The organism is Terrabacter sp. 2RAF25, from assembly GCF_052115265.1.
Classification (GTDB): Bacteria; Actinomycetota; Actinomycetes; order Actinomycetales; family Dermatophilaceae; genus Terrabacter.
The window spans coordinates 266,651-286,976 of the sequence record NZ_JBFRGJ010000001.1 but is presented as its reverse complement, the minus strand read 5'-3'; the positions used below and the strand labels follow the sequence as shown (position 1 = coordinate 286,976).

Annotated in this window: 18 protein-coding genes; 8 read left to right on the top strand and 10 right to left on the bottom strand. The window is 70.9% G+C overall.

The genetic code is table 11. The features are described 5' to 3' along the window. Nucleotides 1–106 precede the first annotated feature (106 nt). Nucleotides 107–766 carry a GntR family transcriptional regulator gene (locus AB4091_RS01320; protein WP_442289925.1) on the top strand — a complete coding sequence of 220 codons (660 nt, stop codon included), beginning with the start codon at nucleotides 107–109 and terminating at the stop codon, nucleotides 764–766. A 13-nt stretch (nucleotides 767–779) separates the two neighbouring features. On the opposite strand, the gene AB4091_RS01315 is transcribed toward AB4091_RS01320, so the two are convergent. Beyond that, nucleotides 780–2,282: a PucR family transcriptional regulator gene (locus tag AB4091_RS01315; RefSeq protein WP_442289924.1), complete on the bottom strand. Its 1,503-nt coding sequence runs from the start codon at nucleotides 2,280–2,282 to the stop codon at nucleotides 780–782. A 154-nt stretch (nucleotides 2,283–2,436) separates the two neighbouring features. Here AB4091_RS01315 and AB4091_RS01310 point away from each other — a divergent pair, with 154 nt between their 5' ends. The 4 genes from AB4091_RS01310 (at nucleotide 2,437) to AB4091_RS01295 (ending at nucleotide 6,897) form a co-directional block, all read left to right on the top strand. Then, nucleotides 2,437–4,020 carry a purine-cytosine permease family protein gene (locus AB4091_RS01310; protein WP_442289923.1) on the top strand — a complete coding sequence of 528 codons (1,584 nt, stop codon included), beginning with the start codon at nucleotides 2,437–2,439 and terminating at the stop codon, nucleotides 4,018–4,020. 112 nt (nucleotides 4,021–4,132) lie between these two features. Then, on the top strand, nucleotides 4,133–4,933 hold the full coding sequence (locus AB4091_RS01305; RefSeq protein WP_442289922.1) for a creatininase: 801 nt from the start codon (nucleotides 4,133–4,135) through the stop codon (nucleotides 4,931–4,933). A gap of 66 nt (nucleotides 4,934–4,999) precedes the next feature. Next, nucleotides 5,000–6,250 carry a M24 family metallopeptidase gene (locus tag AB4091_RS01300; protein WP_442289921.1) on the top strand — a complete coding sequence of 417 codons (1,251 nt, stop codon included), beginning with the start codon at nucleotides 5,000–5,002 and terminating at the stop codon, nucleotides 6,248–6,250. Between the two features lie 152 nt (nucleotides 6,251–6,402). Beyond that, nucleotides 6,403–6,897 carry a hypothetical protein gene (locus tag AB4091_RS01295; RefSeq protein WP_442289920.1) on the top strand — a complete coding sequence of 165 codons (495 nt, stop codon included), beginning with the start codon at nucleotides 6,403–6,405 and terminating at the stop codon, nucleotides 6,895–6,897. A gap of 34 nt (nucleotides 6,898–6,931) precedes the next feature. On the opposite strand, the gene AB4091_RS01290 is transcribed toward AB4091_RS01295, so the two are convergent. The 4 genes from AB4091_RS01290 to AB4091_RS01275 all read right to left on the bottom strand — a co-directional run bounded on the left by AB4091_RS01290 (nucleotide 6,932) and on the right by AB4091_RS01275 (nucleotide 11,324). After that, a complete protein-coding gene (locus AB4091_RS01290) occupies nucleotides 6,932–7,426 on the bottom strand; it encodes a DUF1269 domain-containing protein (protein ID WP_442289919.1) in 495 nt (164 codons plus the stop codon). A 242-nt stretch (nucleotides 7,427–7,668) separates the two neighbouring features. Next, nucleotides 7,669–8,907, bottom strand: coding sequence for a glycoside hydrolase family 32 protein (locus AB4091_RS01285; RefSeq protein ID WP_442289918.1), 1,239 nt, complete (start codon nucleotides 8,905–8,907; stop codon nucleotides 7,669–7,671). Nucleotides 8,908–9,018: 111 nt separating this feature from the next. Continuing rightward, nucleotides 9,019–9,708, bottom strand: a complete 690-nt coding sequence (locus AB4091_RS01280; protein ID WP_442289917.1) for a response regulator — start codon at nucleotides 9,706–9,708, stop codon at nucleotides 9,019–9,021. Next, complete coding sequence (locus AB4091_RS01275) at nucleotides 9,705–11,324, bottom strand: ATP-binding protein (RefSeq protein WP_442289916.1); 1,620 nt, start codon at nucleotides 11,322–11,324, stop codon at nucleotides 9,705–9,707. Before AB4091_RS01275 ends, AB4091_RS01280 begins: the two co-directional genes overlap by 4 nt. A 162-nt stretch (nucleotides 11,325–11,486) precedes the next feature. Here AB4091_RS01275 and AB4091_RS01270 point away from each other — a divergent pair, with 162 nt between their 5' ends. The 3 genes from AB4091_RS01270 to AB4091_RS01260 all read left to right on the top strand — a co-directional run bounded on the left by AB4091_RS01270 (nucleotide 11,487) and on the right by AB4091_RS01260 (nucleotide 14,342). Further along, nucleotides 11,487–12,296, top strand: coding sequence for an ABC transporter ATP-binding protein (locus AB4091_RS01270; RefSeq protein WP_442289915.1), 810 nt, complete (start codon nucleotides 11,487–11,489; stop codon nucleotides 12,294–12,296). Then, complete coding sequence (locus AB4091_RS01265; protein ID WP_442289914.1) at nucleotides 12,293–13,201, top strand: ABC transporter permease; 909 nt, start codon at nucleotides 12,293–12,295, stop codon at nucleotides 13,199–13,201. The genes AB4091_RS01270 and AB4091_RS01265 overlap by 4 nt, the downstream gene beginning before the upstream one ends. An 82-nt stretch (nucleotides 13,202–13,283) precedes the next feature. Next, a complete protein-coding gene (locus AB4091_RS01260; RefSeq protein WP_442289913.1) occupies nucleotides 13,284–14,342 on the top strand; it encodes an ABC transporter substrate-binding protein in 1,059 nt (352 codons plus the stop codon). Here AB4091_RS01260 and AB4091_RS01255 read toward each other — a convergent pair. The 5 genes from AB4091_RS01255 to AB4091_RS01235 form a co-directional block, all read right to left on the bottom strand. Continuing rightward, nucleotides 14,335–15,033 (bottom strand): DedA family protein, encoded by a 699-nt coding sequence (locus AB4091_RS01255; protein ID WP_442289912.1) that lies wholly within the window; start codon nucleotides 15,031–15,033, stop codon nucleotides 14,335–14,337. The genes AB4091_RS01260 and AB4091_RS01255 overlap by 8 nt on opposite strands. Beyond that, nucleotides 15,030–15,845: a DUF2306 domain-containing protein gene (locus AB4091_RS01250; protein WP_442289911.1), complete on the bottom strand. Its 816-nt coding sequence runs from the start codon at nucleotides 15,843–15,845 to the stop codon at nucleotides 15,030–15,032. The genes AB4091_RS01255 and AB4091_RS01250 overlap by 4 nt, the downstream gene beginning before the upstream one ends. Then, a complete protein-coding gene (locus AB4091_RS01245; protein ID WP_442289910.1) occupies nucleotides 15,842–16,546 on the bottom strand; it encodes a hypothetical protein in 705 nt (234 codons plus the stop codon). Before AB4091_RS01245 ends, AB4091_RS01250 begins: the two co-directional genes overlap by 4 nt. Nucleotides 16,547–16,658: 112 nt before the next feature. After that, nucleotides 16,659–19,376, bottom strand: coding sequence for a tetratricopeptide repeat protein (locus AB4091_RS01240; RefSeq protein WP_442289909.1), 2,718 nt, complete (start codon nucleotides 19,374–19,376; stop codon nucleotides 16,659–16,661). 37 nt (nucleotides 19,377–19,413) lie between these two features. Next, on the bottom strand, nucleotides 19,414–20,103 hold the full coding sequence (locus tag AB4091_RS01235) for a phosphatase PAP2 family protein (RefSeq protein ID WP_442289908.1): 690 nt from the start codon (nucleotides 20,101–20,103) through the stop codon (nucleotides 19,414–19,416). Nucleotides 20,104–20,326 lie beyond the last annotated feature (223 nt).

The window sequence follows — 20,326 nt, the reverse complement described above, 5'->3', positions numbered from 1 at the left end:
ATATATCATCGGGATCGCCATAGTATGTTTGGCGAGGCGGGTCGTCAACGGTCTGTCCGAAGAGATCGTCGAACGTGCCCGCCCAGCCCGCCCCGAGAGGACCCCGATGACCGCAACGGCGCCCGTTCTCGCCTTCGGCTCGCTCGCCGAGCAGGCCTACCACGTGCTGCGCGACCGGCTGGTCATGCTCGACATCGCGCCCGGTGCCCCGATCAACGAGGCCCAGCTCGCCGCCGACCTCGGCATCGGTCGCACCCCCATCCGCGAGAGTCTCAAGAAGCTCGAGCTCGACCACCTCGTGGTCTCCTATCCGCGGCGGGGCACCTTCGCGACCCAGGTCGACATCACCGACCTCGCCGCGATCTCGGAGATGCGGGCGGTTCTCGAGCCGCTGGCGGCTCGGCGGGCTGCCCTCGTCGCGCGCGCCGACGTACGCGCCGAGCTGGCCGAGAAGGCGCGGCAGATCGGGTCGATGGGCGACGAGCCCGACGACAAGCGGCCGCTCATGGAGTACGACATCGACGTGCACCGGCTGATCTACCGCGCGGCCGAGAACCCCCATCTCGAGGAGACCCTGGTCCGCCTGGACAACCTGGCGACGCGCATCTGGTGCCTCGTGCTCGAGCGGCTCCCGTCGGTTTCCGAGCACATCAAGGAGCACGTGACGCTGCTGGAGGCGATCGTGGCCAAGGACGCCGATCGCGCTGCGGCGCTGGCCGCCTCGCACGTCGAGCACTTCGAGGCGGCCGTGCGCTCGGTGCTCTGAGCCCGACGAGTCGTCACGGGCGGGGGTCGTCGCGCAGCTGGGCGCCACCCCTCACCAGCCTGAGGGCGAGCGCGAGCGCTGCCAGCTGTCCCCGCCCGCGAGGGTCCCCGCCGATCACCTGGAAGATCCGACGCAGCCTCTTGTGGAGCGACTGCCGCTCGAGGAAGAGGATCTGCGCCGACTCCGTCGCGTTGCACCCCGTCGAGATCCACACGTCGAGGGTGCGCACCAGCTCACCTCCCGACCTCTGGTCGAGCCGGACCAGCTCGCCGAGGGCCTCCTCGACGAGGGCGTCGACAACCCCACGCGACAGCGATCGCTCGGCCATCCGCTCGACGAGGAAGTCGGAGGCGTCGTAGACGGCATCCGAGCCCTTCGCCGACCGGCCGAGCCGCCAGGTCGTGCGCGCCTCCGCCAGTGAGAACGACGCCTGCCGCACGGTCGTGGCCGTGGGTCCGAGGGCGCCGGTGAGTCCGGTGCCCGCGACGGCTGTGCGCAACGCCGTGAGTGCCCGGGCCCGCTCGGCGTGGGTGGCCCCGCGCAGGGGCATGAGGATCTCCAGCCACTCCCCGTGCGCCACGACGAGGGTCGACGGAAGGGCGCGTCGCGTCCGCTGCTCGGTGTCGACGTGCCCGTCTGCCGGACGTCGCACCACCGCCATGACCAACGGCCGTTCCGGGTCGATACCGCCCGCCTGGCTGAGCTCCATGAGGCGCTCCCCTCCCCCGCCGGCGCCGATCAGTCGCACCAGCTCGTCCTCGGCGAGCCGCGTCAGGCTGGGCCGGCTGTGCCGCGCGAGCGCCAGCGCGACGATGCTGCGCACTCGCGCGAGCACCGTCTCCAGCGTCTCGACGTCGGCGCCGGCACCCCCGACCAGCTCCAGGTGGGCCACGCCGATCCCGCTCACGGACAGCTCCGCACCCAGCGGCTCCAGTGCGGCGTCGGGGTCCGGACCGGCCTGGCCGAGCAGTCCCCCTCGCGTGTCGAGCACCCGGACGTGCACGCCCAGGGTCTCGGCCATGACGGCCAGCAGCGGCTCGAGGGCGGTGCCGGAGCTGGCGATGCGCTCGGTGAGCGCCTGGGAGAGCTGGTCGGCCACCCGCAGGGCGGCGACCTGGGCGGAGACGATCCGGCGGTTGACCTCCTCCGCGACCTCGACGAAGGGGACGACCTGCCGCAGCTCCAGCAGCGGCAGACCGGCCTCCTCCGCTGCGGCGACGAGCTCGGCCGGGAGGTGCCTCCCGGACCCTGCCGTCTCGACGGCCAGGGCGGCCACGCCTCGCGATGCGAGGCTCCAGACGTACTCGACCTGCGCGGCCGGCTTGAGGGCGAGGAGCGCCACGCCGCCGGTGAGCAGCAGCTCGCCGCCGGACAGCAGCGGCGCGATCTCGAGCACCTCGCTGGAGTGCACCCACCGGACGCGCGCCGTGTCGACCCCGCGTTCGCCCGCGACCACCTGAGGTGCGCCGGCGGCGAGGACGCCGCTCTCGAGGATCTCGCTCAGAAGCAGGGACATAGCGGTCACGATCCCAGTGCCGGTGACACTTTGTCACCCATTCACGCCCGCAGAGGCGACACCGTGAGGCTGGTTGCCGCGGAAACCAGATCTTACCGTTGTCGACAGCCGGCCAACCATCCGCAGGGGTTTCAACGACGAAAGCAGTCCCCACATGAGCCTTTCCACCACAAGTCACTCGGAAGACGTGACCCATTCCGTCGAGGACGTGCTCCAGCCAGTGCCGGAGTCCGCCCGCACGACCAAGGTCTCCGGACAGTTCTGGATCTGGGCCGGCGCGAACGTCGCCCCCATCAACTGGATCCTCGGCGCGCTGGGCATCCAGCTCGGCCTCGGCTTCGCCGACACGATGACGGTGCTCGTCGTCGGCAACATCATCGGCATGGTCGGCTTCGGCTTCTTCGTGCTGCTCGGGCAGAAGACCGGGGCCACCGGCATGCTGCTCGCCAGGGGTGCGTTCGGCCGCCGGGGCGCCTACCTCCCGGCCGCGATCCAGGCCGTCGTGGCCGTGGGCTGGTCGGCGGTCAACACGTGGGTCATCCTCGACCTCGTCATGGCGCTCTTCGGCAAGATCGGCTGGGTCGACCCGGCCGCGTCGAACCTCGCCTGGAAGATCGGCGTCGCCGCCGTGATCATGAGCATCCAGGTCGGCATCTGCTACCGCGGCTACAGCGCCATCGCGAAGTTCGAGCGCATCACGATGCCGCCGACGATCGTCGTCCTCGTCGTCATGTCCGTCATCGCGTGGACCAAGCTGCCGATCGACTGGGGCTATGCCGGCCCTCCCGGAAAGATCCTGACCGGCGGCGAGCGCTGGGCAGCCATGTCCGGCATCATGACGGCCATCGGGATCGGTTGGGGCATCGGCTGGTTCACCTACGCACCGGACTACTCGCGCTTCGTGTCCAAGCGCATCCCGCCGTGGAAGCTCTACCTCACCTCGGTGCTCGGCCAGTTCCTCCCGGTCGTCTGGCTCGGAGTCCTCGGCGCCAGCCTCGCGACGATGCACGGCACCGCCGACCCCGGCGAGCTCGTCGTCAAGAGCTTCGGCGCGATGGCCATCCCGGTGATCCTGCTCGTCATCCACGGGCCGATCGCGACCAACATCATCAACCTCTACACGTTCGGCGTCGCGTTCCAGGCCCTCGACATCCGGATCAGCCGGAAGAAGCTGTCGGTCGTCGTCGGCTGCCTGTCGATGTGCGCGGTCATCCTCTTCCTCTTCGCACAGGACTTCGCGACGCTGCTGGACAACTGGATCATCGCCATCGCCGCCTGGGTGGCCACGTGGGGCGGCATCATGGTGGTCCACTACTTCGTCTTCGAGCGCCGGCACAAGACGTTCGGCTACCTCTTCCTCAACCCGCGCGACACGCGCCTCAAGTCGGTCAACTGGTCGGCGATCATCGCCTTCGTCTGCGGCCTCTTCATGACGTGGGTGTTCATGTACGGCGGGCTCCCCGCCTTCCAGGGGCCGGTCGCGACCGCCCTCGGCGGGGTCGACCTCTCGTGGCTGGCGGGAACGCTGACGTCCGGCCTGCTCTACCTCGCCCTCGGCTACCCCCGCTTCCGCGACCGCATCCACCACGGCGTCCCGCTGGGCATCAAGTCCGAGCTGACCGACGAGGACTACCTGCGCGACCACGGCGACGCGTGCGCGCGCGACCAGGAGCACGCGCACGCCCCCGCCCAGGTGGCCACGCCCGCAACCGAGGTCTCGGCGCCGGCCGCGCACTGACTTCTCGACCGACCGCGGCGGGTGGGGACGTCCCCACGGCCCCACCCGCCCGACGGCTGAACCCTGCCCACACCTGCCCGCCTGCCCACTGCCCAACTGCCCAGGAGCAGCCATGCCCAGCACCGTCCTCATGGAGGAGCTCGACGCCTTCACCTATCGCGAGATGATCGGACGCGGAGCGCCCGTCATCGTGCCGGTCGGCGCGATCGAGCAGCACGGACCCCACCTCCCCCTGCAGACCGACGTGCTGCTGGCCAAGGCCATGAGCCGACGCCTGGCCGAGGCCGTCGACGGCATCGTCGCGGCACCCGTCGTCTACGGGTACAAGTCGCAGCAGCGCTCGGGTGGTGGCAACCACCTCGCCGGCACGACGAGCCTCGACGCGACGACCGTCATCGCGATCGCCCGCACGCTCACCCTCGAGTTCGCCCGCCACGGGGCGCGGCAGGTCGTCTTCCTCAACGGCCACTTCGAGAACTACCAGTTCCTCTACGAGGGCGTGGAGCTCGCGACCACCGAGCTGCAGCAACGCGGTCTGGACGTGTCGGCGATCCTGCTCTCCTACTGGGACTTCGTCGACGACGCCACGATCGAGGAGATCTACCGCGGCACGTTCCCGGGCTGGGACGTCGAGCACGGGGGCGTGCTCGAGACCTCCCTCATGCTGCACCTGCATCCCGAGCTGGTGCACCTCGACCGGGTCATGGACCTGCCGGCGGCGCAGCTCCCCCGCTTCGACCGCCTTCCCGCGCGCCCCGAGCTCACACCCATCTCGGGCTGCCTCTCCTCGGCGGCCGCCGCGTCCGAGAGCGCAGGACGCCTGCTGCTCGAGCGGACGTCGGCTGCGCTGGCCGACTCGATCGGCGCCGAGCTGAGCACCGAGCTGAGCACCGAGCTGGCCCCGCTGGGCTGACGCCTTGAGCCGATCGCGGCTCCCCACCTGCACCCCGAATTCACCACCCCCTGAAGGAGATCCACCATGTCCATCGCCACCCCTGTCACGTCGGTCAGCGAGCTCGAGCGGCTCAAGGAGCTGCACAACGGCACGAAGGTCCCCCTCACCTTCTCCGACGCCGAGTTCGAGCGCCGCCTCTCCGGCCTCCGCCAGATCATGGCCGCCAAGGGACTCGATGCCGTCGTGCTGACCTCTTACCACGGCATCAAGTACTACTCGGACTTCCTCTTCACCTACTTCGGCCGCTCCTACGCCCTGGTCGTCACGCCGACCGAGCAGGTCAGCGTCACCGCCAACATCGACGCCGGTATGCCGTGGCGGCGCAGCTACGGCGAGAACATCGTCTACACCGACTGGCGCCGCGACAACTTCCAGCACGGCGTCCAGGAGGCGCTGGCCCAGCGCGGCATCTCGCCCTCGCGCATCGGCGTCGAGTTCGACACGCTCTCACTCGACGCGCACGCCAAGCTCCAATCCGCTCTCGGCGGCGCCGAGCTCGTCGACGTGGCCCAGGACGCGATGCGCCAGCGCATGATCAAGTCCGCCGAGGAGATCGACGTCATCAAGCACGGCGCCCGCATCGGCGACCTCGGTGGCGAGGCCATCCGGGCCGCCATCCGCGAGGGCATCAGTGAGTACGAGGTCGCCCTCATCGGCACCGAGGCGATGGTCCACGAGATCGCACGCACCTTCCCCGACAGCGAGATCCGGGACACCTGGGTGTGGTTCCAGTCGGGCATCAACACCGACGGCGCCCACAACTGGGCGACGACCCGAAAGCTGCAGCGGGGAGACATCCTCTCGCTGAACTGCTTCCCGATGACCTCCGGCTACTACACGGCCCTCGAGCGCACCCTGTTCCTCGGCGAGCCGGACGCGCGCTCGCTCGAGCTGTGGGAGGTCAACGTCGAGGTGCACCGTCGCGGCCTCGAGCTCATCAAGCCCGGCGCGGTCTGCAAGGACATCGCCGCCGAGCTCAACGAGATCTACGTCGGCCACGGCCTGCTGCCGAACCGCACCTTCGGCTACGGGCACTCGTTCGGCGTCCTGTCGCACTACTACGGCCGCGAGGCAGGCCTCGAGCTGCGCGAGGACATCGACACCGTGCTCGAGCCGGGCATGGTCGTCTCGATGGAGCCGATGATCACGGTGCTCGACGGCGAGCCGGGCGCGGGCGGCTACCGCGAGCACGACATCCTCGTCGTCGGCGAGGACGGCGCGGAGAACATCACGAAGTTCCCCTTCGGACCGGAGCACAACATCATCCCCTGCTGACTCCGTCGCAGAACCGCTGCCGGTCATCCCGCCTCGCTGCGGGATGACCGGCAGTCGTCATGAGGGCCCATGCACCGCGTGCACGCGACGCACAGGCCGATCACCCTTCGCAGGTGAGCACGGCGGCGAGGCGTCGTGGCAGCATCGCAACGGTGACCGCTGATGAGCGAGCCGCATCGCCGGACCGCCGCACCGGCCTTGTCCGTGCCGTCGACCTCGCTGACGTCCTCGTCTACCTCGTGGTCCTCAACCTCGCCGTCCAGCTGGTGCCGGCGATCCTGAGCGAGAGCTTCACCCTGACGCTGCTCACCGCGGTCCTGCTCAAGGGCGTCCTCGAGGTGGTCGTCCGGGTCAAGACCCGTGCGCGGCGACGCTTGGGCGAGGCCCGGACCCCACGGGCCAGAGTGGTAGCCGCACTCCTCCTGTGGTTGGTCCTCGTGGGAAGCAAGCTCGTCGTGCTCGAGCTGGTCGCCCTGTCCTTCGGTGACGCGGTGCACCTCGGCGGGTTCGTCAGCGTGACTGGACTGATCGCGGTCCTGCTGCTCGCGCGTGCTGCGGTGCGCCGGCTGCTGGCACCTGAGGTGCCCGCGACCGACGGGAGTCCCGACGCCGGCCGCCTGGCGGGACACGGCACCTTTGGCGAGTGACGAGACGCGTCGCCCTCCGGATCACCCCTCGACGTCACTCCTCCGCGTCCGTGAAGGCCTGCCTGATGGCCTCTTCCTGATCGCCGCTGAGGTTGGTCGCCAGCAGCTCCGCGTTCGTGCCGGCGAAGGCCTCGGCGACGCGGTCCTGCACGGCGTTGGCGGTCAGCACGAAGAGGGCGGAGGAGCCCGGAGTCACCTTCGTCCGCACGTCCTTGATGAACTCGTCGCTGATGCCGACGTCGGCGAGCGAGCCGGCCAGAGCACCCATCGCGGCTCCGACGACCATGCCGAGCAGCGGGACGAGGAAGATGAGGCCGAAGAGGAACCCCCAGAAGCTGCCACCCAGGGCCCCCGAGCCGGCGAGGTTGTGGAGCTGGCGCGTCGTGGGCTTCTTCCGTCCCTCCGGCCAGCTGACCACGGCGGCGTCCAGGACCGTGATGAGCTGCTGCTTCTGCAGGTCGCCCAGGGTCCGCTCCGCCTGGGCGGCCCCCTCGCTCGTGCCGAACTTCCACACGGTGAGTGTGCTCATGACCTCTCCTCGCTCTCGGGCTCGACCTCGCACCGTCCTCCTGGCCGGTGGGGAACGCGCTCAACGATGCTGGGGACCGCGCGCGTCGACCTCACCCAGCGCGGGTGACCGCGAGGAGGTTGCGTGCGCGGTCCGCGACCTCGGGCCGGTAGATCGGCGGCACCGGGGTCGGAGACGTCGACGGGCACGACCAGGGCTCGGCGGAGTCACGGTCGCGTCGGAAGGCGGCGTGGTGCGTGGGCTCAGCGAGCGAGGGGATGCACCGTCACGTTGCTGGCCACGACGTGCAAGGACTCGCCCCGTGGCTCGGCCACGAGACCGAGCAGGCCGCTGCGACAGGAGATCTCGACCGTCTGGGCGTCCAGGATCACGCGAACGTCGCCGCCGTCGAACGGCATCTGCCAGGACGTCCCCGCGGCCCGCGCCTCGAGCAGCCCGTCCCCGACCCGGATCTCCAGGACCTCCTCACCTGCGCTCGTGACGTTCAGCGTCGCATCGCCCGGGGGCGACCACTCGACGTCGGCCGCCCGGCCCTGGACGACGCCGGTCGGGACTGCGGGCGCCCGGTAGCGCTCGAGGTCAGGGTGTGGAGTCGCGACGAGCCGCTCGCCGTCGAGGCCGAGCACGTACGGCACGCTGTGCGCGCCGGCCCACCCCGCCTCGAGGTCCTCGACCCCACGCATCCAGAAGAGCAGGCAGGGCCGGCCGGCGCCGTCACGGAAGGACGAGGGCGCGTAGTAGCTCGGGCCGTGCGTGAGCCGTCCCCACGTCTCGACGGCGAAGGTCCCAGCCGCGTACGTCCCGAGGGCGTATGCCGCATGGTGCAGCACGTCGTCGGCCCACACCGAGAAGACCATCGCGTGGGCGCCGTCGACCTCGATGACCTGCGGGCACTCCCAGAGGGTGCCGAGCCACAGCGGGTCGAGCTCGTCGGTGGACCGCTGGAGCGCGACACCCTCGTACGTCCACGCGTCGAGGTCGTCGGACCGGTAGCTGAGGGCCATGGCCGTGCCGTCCGTGGTGCCGGCGCCGACGAGCATGCGCCAGGCGTCGGGGTCGCGGATGACGAACGGGTCGCGGTAGGCGATGAGGTCGAGGTCTACCGGGGCGTCGACGACGACGTCGCCCTTGCGCCAGGAGACCCAGTCGGGGCTGGCCGGGGTCGCGACGCGGACGCGGCCGATCGAGAGGTCGGGTGCGGTCGTCGCCGTGTAGAAGATGCGTGCACCGCCGTCCGGCTCGGTGACCAGTGCGCCGGTCCAGATGCCGTCGTCGCCTTCGCCGGGGGCGATCGCAGCGGGCAGCTCGGTGAGCGACAGCAGGTCGGGACCGGCGGCGTGGCCCCAGTGGCAGCTCGCCGCCCACTGGGTGCTGTCGGGCACGTACTGGAAGAACGCGTGGTAGCCGCCCTGCCGCGCGGTGATGCCGTGCGGGTCGTTGATCCAGCCCGTGTCTGCGGTGAAGTGGAACTGGGGTCTCATCGCTGCTCCATCGTGCAATTCTGCCGACTCAGCCACGCAGGTGGGTGACCGCGGCATCAGGCAACACCCGGGCCGGTGTCGGTGGCAGGGGGCCTGGTGCCCCACCGCGTCTCACCGGCGACGGGGTACGTACCGGTGCTCGGGCCGGCCGGTGGACCCGTAGGAGAGGTCGAGGTCGATGAGCTGTTTCCTGACCAGGGTCGCCAGGTAGCGCTGGGCCGTCGGGCGGCTGGCGCCGAGGCGCTCGGCCACCTCTGCGGCACCGATGGACCTCGGCGCCGCCGTCACGATCTCGAGCACTCGCGCCATCGTCGGCTGCAGCCCGCGCACCGTCGCGGCCGTGCGGGACGGGGTGCTCCTCAGGCTGTACAGCGAGTCGACGACCTCCTGGTCGACATCGCGCTGACCAGCGGGAGCGCGTTGGAGCCGCTCGGTCCAGGCTCGATAGGCCTCCAGCTGCTCGCGCAGGGCCGCGAAGGTGAACGGCTTGACGAGGTAGTAGAACGCACCGAGCTGCATGGAGGTCCGGACCGACTCGAGGTCGCGGGCCGCGGTGACCAGCAGGAAGTCCGGGACCGCCCGGCCGGCGGCCGTGAGCCTGCGCACGAGGTCGAGGCCGGTGAAGTCCGGCAGGTACATGTCGAGCAGCAGGAGGTCGGGCGCTGCGTCGACGACGAGCCGCTCGGCCTCGCCCCCGCTGTGCGCCTCGCCGACGACCCGGAAGCCCTCGACGCGAGCGATCGCGAGGGCGTGCGCGTGGGCGACGTGGTAGTCGTCGTCGACGACGAGGACGTCGATCATGCGGCTCCCTCCCGGACCCGGATCGGCAGCGACACGTCGAAACGAGCACCACCCGGTGAGGACGCCGTGATGGTGCCGCCCGACCGCGTGACGAGCCGGTGCACGAGGGCCAGCCCGACGCCGCGACGCATCACGCCGCGCGGGCTCTTGGTCGAGTACCCGTCGACGAAGACGTCACCGATCCGGTCGGCGGGGATGCCGGGCCCGGAGTCGACGACCGTCAGGTGCAGGGCGCCCTCACGGCTGGCGAGGGTCACCGTCACCTCGCCACGCGGGTGGCGCCCGGCCGTACGCGGGTCGTCGGCGACGGCGTCGACGGCGTTGTCGACGAGATTGCCGAGCACAGTGGTGACCGGCAGGCCCTCGACGTCGTCCGCCTCGACATGGCTCTCCGGGTCGAGGCGCACCAGGACGTCGCGCTCGGCCGCCACCGTGGTCTTGGCCAGCAGGAGCGCCACCACGACCGGTGCGGCGATGCGCGAGCGGATCTCCTCACTCACCAGAGACGTCTCCTGCCAGAGCTGCTGGCTGTACTGCGTCGCCTCCTCGACCTCGCCCATCTCGAGCAGCACCGCGAGGACGTGCAGCCGGTTGGAGAACTCGTGCTCCTGGGCGCGCAGAGCCGTGGTGAGACCCTCGACGGAGTCCAGCTGCCGCAGCAGGCCCTCCAGCTCCGTGCGGTCGCGGATCGTCACGACCCAGCCGGCGTCGCGGCCGCCCACGACGACCGGCATCCGGTTGAGCACGAGCAGGTGCTCGTCGGTGACCGCGACCAGATCGGTGCCGTCCACCTCCCCGGTCACGACGCGGCGCAGACGACCTTGCGGCAGGACGTCCTCCACCGCCTGCCCGAGCCGGGCTCCCTCGAGTCCGAGGAGCCGGCGTGCCTCGTCGTTCAGCACGTTGATCGCCCCGTCGGCATCGACGCCGAGAACCCCCTCCCGGATGCCGTGCAGCATGGCCTCGCGCTCCTGCACGAGAGCGACGATCTCGGCCGGCTCGACGCCGAAGGTCACCCGCTTGATGGCACGGGCGAGCAGGATCGAGGCAAGCACGCCGAGCCCGAGGGCGAGGAGGCTGTAGAGCGCGATGTCGGCCACCTCGGCGGACACCCGCACGCCGACCTCCGACTCGAGGATGCCGACCGACACCTCGCCGACCGGTCGGCCGGAGGCGTCGAGCACCGGCGCCCGCGAGTTCGCCGAACGGCCCAGGCTGCCGTCGTCGATGCCGGTGTGCACCTGACCGTCGAGCGCCACCACAGGCTCCTCGATGCGCTGCCCGACCAGCGACGGGTTGGGGTGTGAGTAGCGCAGGCCGTCGCGGTCGATGATGACGACGTACGACGCCTGGGTCGCAGCGCGGATCTTCTCGGCGAGCTGTGCGAGCTCGTGGCGCGGGTCCCCGTCGCGCAGCGCCGCCGCCACCTCCGGCATACGGCCGACCGTGGCCGCGACGCTCGTCGCCTGCTCGGTGGCCTGCGCATCCGCCGCCTGCCCGGTCAGGCGGATGTAGAACCCGAAGCCCACGGCCATCGTCACGACGACGATGCCGAGGACTGCAAAGAGGATGCGGGACGCGAGCGTCCGGCCGAACCTCGGGATACCCCTCCTCACGCACCTCTCCTCACACCGTCGTTGCTGCGTCCAGCATGACTGAGCAGAACGCACAAAACCACGGACAACGCGACTATCACGATCAAGGTGCACAAGGCTTCAGCGCCGGTCCTGCCCGCTCTTACGGTGACGCAACTCAACGAAGAGAAAGGGTTTCGGTCCATGGCTGCCATCGAGCTACGCAACGTCACCAAGACCTTCCCCACCAGCGGGGGCGGCACGTACACCGCCATCGAGAACCTCAGCCTGACCGTCGAGGAGGGCCAGTTCTGCGCCGTCGTCGGTCCGACCGGCTGCGGGAAGTCCACCACCCTGACGCTCGTGTCCGGGCTCGAGCGGCCCACCCGGGGCGAGGCCGTGGTCCACGGCAAGCCCGTCCAGGGCATCGACACCAGCACCGGGTTCGTCTTCCAGCAGGACGCCGTCTTCCCGTGGCGCACCGTGCTCGACAACGTCGCGGCCGGCCCGCTCTACCGCGGGCAGTCACGGGCCGAGGCCACCGGCCTGGCGCGCGACTGGCTGAGACGCGTCGGCCTGGCCGGCTTCGAGGACCGCTACCCGCACCAGCTCTCCGGGGGCATGCGCAAGCGCGTCGCCCTCGCCCAGACCCTCGTCAACCAGCCGCGGATCCTGCTCATGGACGAGCCGTTCAGCGCACTCGACGTGCAGACCCGCGCCATCATGTCGACCGAGCTGCTGCAGCTGTGGGACCAGACGCGCCCGGCCGTCGTGTTCGTCACGCACGACCTCGAGGAAGCCATCGCCCTCGCCGACAAGGTCGTGGTCATCACGGCGGGCCCGGGCACCGTCAAGGCCGAGTTCGAGATCGACCTGCCCCGGCCGCGCGTCGTGCAGGAGATCCGGCTCGACCCGCGGTTCACGAGGCTCTACGGCCAGATCTGGGAGGCGCTTCGCGCCGAGGTCGAGGAGGCGTACGCCCGCACGACGCGCCTGACGGAGGTGGCCTCGTGAACGACGCCGCGATCCACCACGACGGCGCCCTGACCGCTCAGGCCACCGAGGTCCGTCCCGTCCCGCCGGCTGACGCCACGGCACGCTCGACGTCGCCGCAGGTCCGGGCCCGCAACCGGCGTCTGCGGCTGGCCGGAGTGCGGCTCGGCATCGTCGTCGTGCTCGTCGGCGCCTGGCAGCTGTGCGTGCACGCCACGCTCGTCGACCCGTTCTTCTGGGGCGAGCCCACCGGTGTGTGGAGCACGCTCGTCGACTGGTTCACGGTCGGGACGCCGCAGGGCTCGCTCGGCACCCAGATCCTCGTCACGCTCGAGGAGGCCGTGCTCGGGTTCGTCATCGGGGCCGTGCTCGGCGTCGTCTTCGGCATCGCGCTGGGCCGCATCCAGATCCTGTCGGAGATCTTCGCCCCGTTCCTCAAGGCAGCCAACTCGATCCCCCGCATCATCCTGGGCTCGATCTTCACCGTCGCGTTCGGGTTCGGCATCCAGTCGAAGGTCATCCTCGCCGTCGTCCTCGTCTTCTTCGGCGTCTTCTTCAACGCCTTCCAGGGCAGCCGCGAGGTCGACCGCAACCTCGTCGCGAACGCCCGGCTCCTCGGGGCCTCACGCTGGCGGGTCACCCGCGACGTCGTGCTCCCCTCGGCGTTCACGTGGATCCTCGCCAGCCTGCACATCAGCTTCGGCTTCGCCCTCATCGGCGCCCTCGTCGGCGAGATCCTCGGCGCCAACGAGGGGCTCGGCCTGCTGATCCGCTCATCGCAGAACAACTTCGACATGAACGGCGTCCTCGCCGGGATGGTCCTCGTCGCCACCATCGCGCTGAGCGCAGAGGGACTCATCACCCTGCTCGAACGTCGCCTCCTGCGCTGGCGGCCCCCACAGACCCACGGAGGCGCGCACGAGTAGCCCGCCGCCCGCATCCGGCCCAAATCCGGTCCGCCAACCACAACCGACTCAAGATCCAAACCTGACTCAAAGGAGAGTTCCCTTGAACACCAAGCGAATCGGCGCACTGGGCGCTGCCCTGCTCGCCATGTCCACGATGGCGGCCTGCGCCAACAACGCGTCCGGTGCCACCGGCGCCGCCGGCTCGGTGGACGCCAACGCCCCGACGGTCACCATCATGGTCGGCGGCATGAGCAAGCAGATCTACCTGCCGTTCATGCTCGCCAAGCAGCTCGGCTACTACGCCAAGGCCGGCGTCAACGTCAACCTCGTCGACGAGCCCGCCGGAGGCGACGCGACGCAGAACATGCTCGCCGGACAGGTGCAGGGTGTGGGCGGCTTCTACGACCACAACATCGCGCTGCAGGCCCAGGGCAAGTCGTCCGAGGCGGTCGTCTCGATGCTGCAGATCCCCGGCGAGGTCGAGCTGTGCCGCAGCGACCTCAAGGGCACGATCAAGAGCCCGGCCGACTTCAAGGGCCAGTCGCTCGGCATCACCGACACCGGGTCCTCGACCGACTTCCTGACGCAGTACCTCAGCAAGAAGAGCGGGGTCGACCCGACGCAGGAGACCCGCCGCGGCGTCGGCGCCGGACAGACCTTCATCGCGGCGATGAAGCAGAAGACCATCGCCTGCGGCATGACGACCGAGCCGACCGTCAGCAAGGCCCTCTCGGACGGCACGGCGTTCATCCTCCTCGACATGCGCACGGCTGCCGGCTCGAAGGCTGCGCTCGGCGGCACCTACCCGGCGACGTCGCTGTACATGCCGACCGACTGGGTGAACAGCAACAAGGCGACCGTGCAGAAGCTCGTCAACGCGTACGTCTCGACGCTGACGTGGATCCAGCAGCACAGCGGCGCCGAGATCGCCGACAAGATGCCGGCCGACTACTACAAGGGTGTCGGCAAGGCCGCCTACGTCGCCGCCCTCGACAGCGAGAAGGGCATCTTCAACGCGACCGGCCTCATGCCGGCCGACGGGCCCCAGACCTGCCTCGCCGTGCTCGGTGAGTTCAACCCCAAGGTCAAGGGCAAGTCGATCGACCTGGCCAAGACGTTCACGAACGAGTTCGTCCAGGCGGCAACGCCGCTCACCTGATGAGTGCCAGGACTCGCCACGCACGAGCACGGCAACCGTGAGGTTCGTCGAAGGCCCTCACCCCGCTGCGGGGTGAGGGCCTTCGACGCGTGCGTGGTCGCAGCAACGACACGGCACCGGGAAGGGTCGAGACCACGACGATCAGGAGCAGCACCACGTCGAGGTGGTCGGCCACCACTGGGATCGCGGCGAACACGTAGCCGCCCCCGAACATGACGGCGGCCCAGGTCGCGGCGCCGACGACGTTGTGGAGAAGGAACTGACGACGGCTCATTCCTGCGACGCCGGCCACGACAGGGGTGAGGGTGCGGGCGAACGGCACGAACCTCGAGAGGACGATGGCCTTGGCGCCGTGCCGTTCGAAGAAGGTTCGCGATGCCCTGAGCCGCTCGGTGGACACGAGTCTCGAGCCGCGGCCCCGCTGCAGGCGGGGCCCGAGCCGCCTGCCCACGAGATAGGCGACCTGGTCACCGGCCACGGCGGCCACGGTGACGGCCGCGAGAGACGTCCAGACGGGCAGCTGGAGGACACCCGCGGCAACGAGCGCGCCGACCGTCACGACGAAGGTGTCGGCCGGCAGGAGGAAGCCGGCGAGCAGCCCCGTCTCGGCGAAGGCCACGGCCATGATCGCCAGCAGCGCGAAGGGGCCCAGCGGTGTCAGAAGGGCGAGCAGGGCGGCGTTCACAGTCACCTCGAATGGACTGGGGGCCAAGGGTGCCGGGTCCATTGCCCGGCATCCGCGGCGAGGCCCTCACGACGATGATGGGCCGCACGCCTGTCCCTGCCGTCGTTGCCACCTGTGCCGCGACTGTGCCTGTCGGCGACGACGAGCCCGGCCGGCACACGACGGGCGCGACGGGCGCGGCGTGCACGGCGTGGACGGTCGGGCGAGGTGCGCCGGATGGCCCATTCCGCAACCGCGAGGTTGAGCACCCACGCCGCTCCTCGTGAGGCGTCGAGGACGAGGGCGCTGTGTCCGAGAAGTGCGCCGCCGATCCCCTCCGTGAACGCCTGGGTGCCTGCTCCGAGAGCGATGGCGTACGTGCGGGCCATCCAAGCCCGGTGGGCGGGGACGTCACCGCGGCGGATGGAGGTCATCCCGAGCACGAGGCCGGCGACCATGGCCGGGCCGAACACCAGCCGCAGGGCGAACAGCAGTGGGCCACTGCCGGGCTCGGGTGGGAAGAAGAGCGTCAGCCAGAGGGCGGATCCCGCCACCGCAGCGCCGGCCGCGACGACGGCCCGGCCCGCTACCCGGTGCCAGCGCGGGTGCCGCCGGCGGAGCGCGGGGACGAACTGGACGGCGCCGAGGAGGGCGTAGACGGCGGCGCCAACGATGTGCACGATGACGGGCAGCGGGGAGGCGGTGAACCGCGGGTCGGACGGGATGAGCCGGGGGCCTCCGGCGAGCTCGACCAGCCTCGCGGTGCCGGCCGCGAGCGGGACGGCTGACAGGGCCACCAGCGCTGCCGGGATGCGCCACCCCCGCTGCCGGCGGGTCATCGGACCGACATTGCCGGGCCGGACTGCGCTGTTGCGGAGGCGGCGAGGGGCTCTTCGAGAGGCTGGGTGGCGGTGGCGCGCTGGTCACGCCAGAGCGACGCCCCGAGGACGATGAGCGCGATCCCGGTGGGGACGGCCAGGGGCCGGTTGAACGACTGCGGCAAAAAGGCGAGGGCCGCGGTGGAGACGTTGCCGACGGCGAGCAGTGCGGCGCCCCAACGGTTCAGGATGCCGGCGCGGAACGTGGCGATGCCGAACAACAGACCGCCGAGCACGTAGGCGGCGCCGGTCACGGCGAAGACGGTGGTCAGTGCACCGATGTCGCCGGTCGCCTTCCCGTGGAACGCGGCTTGGATGACGTCATTGGTCCAGCCCGGGTCGGTGTGCGCCGTCGTCGGGAGGGCGAACGCGGCGAAGAAGGTGGTGGCGAACATCATGAGGTAGCCGACGGACAGGGCGAGAGCCCCGGCGAGCCCGAGCAGACCGACGCGAGGGCGCTGGCGCAGGTACATGCCGGCGATCCCGGCCAGCACGAGGGCGGACATGACGGTCTTGGCGGTGTTGCGGACGACCCAGTCGGCAGTCGTGGCGGACTCGACGGTCATCTCGGGGTGGTTCACCTGGACGGCGACGAAGATGGCTCCGGCGACGGCCGTGGCGATGCCGGCGGCCTGACCGAGGCGGGCGGTGGAGACGTTCATGGCGGGTTCCTCCTGTTCAGGGCCCCGGCGGGCTTGCCGGGATGGCCTGACGGTAGGAACCGGCGGGGTGACGGCGAATCACCATCGGTGGTGATCCCGTGGGTGACACGCGTCAGAGCTGGCCGAGCTCCCGGGCCCGCTCGACGGCGGCGCGTCGGGTGTTGACCGCGAGCTTGGTGAAGATGTGCCTGGTGTGCGTGTGCAGCGTGTTCACCGACACGTAGAGCTGCCGGGCGATGTCCGGGCCGCTGAGAGTCGTGGCGAACAGGCGCAGCACCTCGAGCTCCCGCCCGCTGAGCGGGTCCGGGAGCGCGTCCGCGGCTGTGCTGGCGTTCATGTCGACGGTGGTGGCCGGGGCACGCGGATGGGTGGCGTTCCGGAGGGCACGTGCGTGCTCGCCTGCCACGGGGTGACGCTCCGCGGCGAGGAGCAGCCGGTCGAGCGGCGGCCCCTCGTCGAGGAACAGGCGTAGGAACCCGGCGGGCACGCCGAGGCGCAGGCCGGTGGCCAGCTCGTCGATCGCGGTGGCGTGCTCGCCACGCGCGTCGAGCGCGAGGGCGCGCTGCACGTGGACGTCGACGAGACTGGCTCCCCGACCGCCGCTGAGGGCGCCGCCTTCGATGGCGGTCAGGCGCCCCAACACCTCGTCGAGGTGCCCGGCCTCGGGGCGTGCACGGTGCTCGGCGATGAGGAGCCGCACGTGGGTGAGCTGGTTGAACTCGTCGAGGTAGCCACCGCCGGCATCAGGCTCGACGCGCGCGGCGTCGGCCCAGTCCCGCGCGTCGGCCAGTCGCCCTTGGCAGATGTGGATGCGAGCCCGCAGCGCCGGGAGCGGACGCACGTCGGGGAAGAAACCCGGGGCGTACGCATCGGCGGCCTCGACGAGCAGGCGCAACGCGCCGTCGGGGTCCCCCTGCGCCTGCCGCAGCCGCGCGGCGGCCACGGCCCACAGGTGACGGTTCTCCATCAGCGAGGCGGACTCGCCGAGCGCTGACGCGGTGGCCAGGTGCTCGGCAGCACGGTCGAGGTCGCCCTGCTCGACGAGCACGTCGGCGAGGCCGACGTGCAGGTCGCCGAGCGAGGCCAGGGCGGCGCCGGGGTGCTCCTGCGCCCTCGCGAGCGCCTTCTCGAACAGGCGCCGGGCCTCGTCCGGTCGGCCACGAGCCGTCCACATGCTGCCGAGGGCGACGGTTCCCCCGAGCTCGTCGGCGACGTCGCCGGCAGCGCCCAGGGAGTGCAGCGCGGCAGCGAAGGTGGTCACGGCCTCGTCGAGGTCACCGCGGGCCCACGCGGCCATGCCGAGGAAGCCGGCCGCTCCGCCGCGCGCCATGTGGTCGTCCGGGCCGAGCTGGGCCAGTGCCCGGCGTGCGTGCTCCTGGGAGGCGTCGGTGTCGCCTCGGGCCTGCGCGGCCGAGGCGCGGAAGACCGCGATGGTCGCCGGGAGCGTACGCAGCTCCTCCCGGGTGGCCGGCGACGCGCCCTCCGCGGGTACAGGAGGGTGCGCCGACAGGGCCGCTTCAGCGTGGGCGAGCCAGGCGTCGACACCGGCGAGGTCGCCCTCGACGAGACGCGTCCAGGCCCGGTAGGCAGCCAGGAGGGCGCGCGGCCTGACCACCTCGTCGGGCAGGGTGGTGAGCCAGTCGCGGATGAGCCGGTCGTGGCGGCGCTCCCGCCGAAGGTCGGGCATCACGCCCTGGACGACGTCGGCGGCGTGGTCGGGGTCGCCCGAGGCGAGGGCGTGTCGCACCGCGTCATGGGGACGCTCGTGGTCGGCGTACCAGCTGCTGGCTGCATGGTGGAGCTGCGGGACACGCTCGGGGTGGTCGGCGACCAGCCGTGACCGGAGCACCTCGGCGAACAGGTGGTGGTAGCGGTACCAGACCCGGTGGTCGTCGAGGGAGACGACGAACAGGTTGGCCCGGTCGAGCGACTCCAGCACCGTGCGGCCGTCCCGGCGGCCCGTCAGCGCGTCCGTCAGGGGGCCCGTCAGCTCCTGGAGCACGGAGGTCTCGAGGAGGAAGCGTCGCACGTCGTCCGGTTGGAGACGCAGGACCTCCTCGACGAGGTAGTCGAGGATGAACCGGTTGGTCCCGGCGAACGCCTCTACGAAGCCACTGCTGTCCGGAATCCCTTGGAGCGAAAGGCCGGCCAGCTGCAGGCCCACGGCCCACCCCTCGGTGCGGGCGGCGAGGGCCTCCACGTCGCGGGCGGTCAGCGACAGTCCCATGACCCCGCCGAGGAACGACGAGGCCTCCTCGGCGGTGAACCGGAGGTCGGCAGCCCGCAGCTCCAGCAGCTCGCCCCGGGCGCGCAGTCGTGGCAGCGGCAAGGGCGGGTCGGCGCGTGTGGCGATGGCGATGGTGACGTGGGGTGGCGCGTGCTCGAGCAGGAACGCCACGACGGCGTGGGCCTCCGCGGCGTCGATCACGTGGTAGTCGTCGAGCGCCAGCACGGTGGCGACACCGTGGAGGTCCAGGTCGTTGACGACGCTGGTGAGCACGGCCTGCGGCGGTGGGGCGCCCCCGTCGGTCATCAGCCGCGCCGCCTCGGGGAGGTCGCCCACGGAGGCCAGCGCAGCCACGACGTGCTCGAGAAGTCGGGCCACGTCGTTGTCACCGTCGTCGAGCGACACCCAGGCCACGCGTCGCCCGGCGCCCGTGGCCGCGGTGAGCCACTGGGTCAACAAGGTCGTCTTGCCGAAGCCCGCAGGGGCCGAGACCAGCACGACGCGCGGCAGGGCGCCGACCGTCATCCGGTCGCTCAGGCGTGGACGCCGGACGAGGTCCGAGCGCGTGACGGGGATGTGGAGCTTCGTCCCGAGCAGGGCCACCCTCCGAGCATAGGTAGTCGTCGGACGGCCCGGCGCGTTATCGCCCCGGGGTCCGGGCCGTGGGCTCCTGGTGGGGCGCGAGACCATCGGCCGGCCGCACCGGCGCGTCACCTGACATCACCTTCCAGGCGCTGAACACCGCCGTCATGGCGGCGAGCCACGCTGCACCCAGGACGAAACCAGCGACGACGTCACTGATGAAGTGCGCGGCGAGCGCCACCCGGGAGAAGCCGATGAGCAGCACCATCACGATGGCCACGGCAACCGTGAGCTGTCGCCAGTGACCTCTCAGCACGGGAAGGAGCAGCAGCAACAACACACCGAACCCGACGACGGCAGCCTGGGAGTGCCCGCTCGGGAAGCTGGCGCCGGGCTCGTTCACGAACGGCTGGCTCACGACGGGCCGGGTGCGGTGCACGGCCGCCTTCACGACGGAGTTGAGCAGCGATGAGCCCGCGATGGTGACGACGACGAACACGGCGAGACGCCAGAGGCGGCGCCAGAGCAGCCAGATGACGAGCAGCACCGTGACGATCTGCCACGCCAGCGCGGACCCGATGTCGCTGGCGGTGCGCATGACGGCCACGAACACCGGATGGGTCAGCGCGTACTCGTGGAGCCGGTCACGGGCCGCGAAGTCGGCCCCGGCGAGCGGGCCCCAGTTGTCCTCGACGAGGAGCAGCAGCATCGCGAACGGCACCACGGCCAGCAGCAGGGCGGTGGCCACGAGGACTTTTCGAGCTCCGTAGCGGGTCGTTGCACGGCTCAGCATCGCTGGCATCGCATTCCGGACATCTGGCGCCTCACTGACCGCGGACCTGGACCTATTGGCTAGACATGCCCGCTGGGCAGCTCGGTCAAACAGCGCCTGCGGCCGGGCGACGCCTTCCGTGGCAGGAAGCAGCCCCCGCTCGCACTGCGGCGAGCGGGGGCTGCTCCTGGTGCCTGCC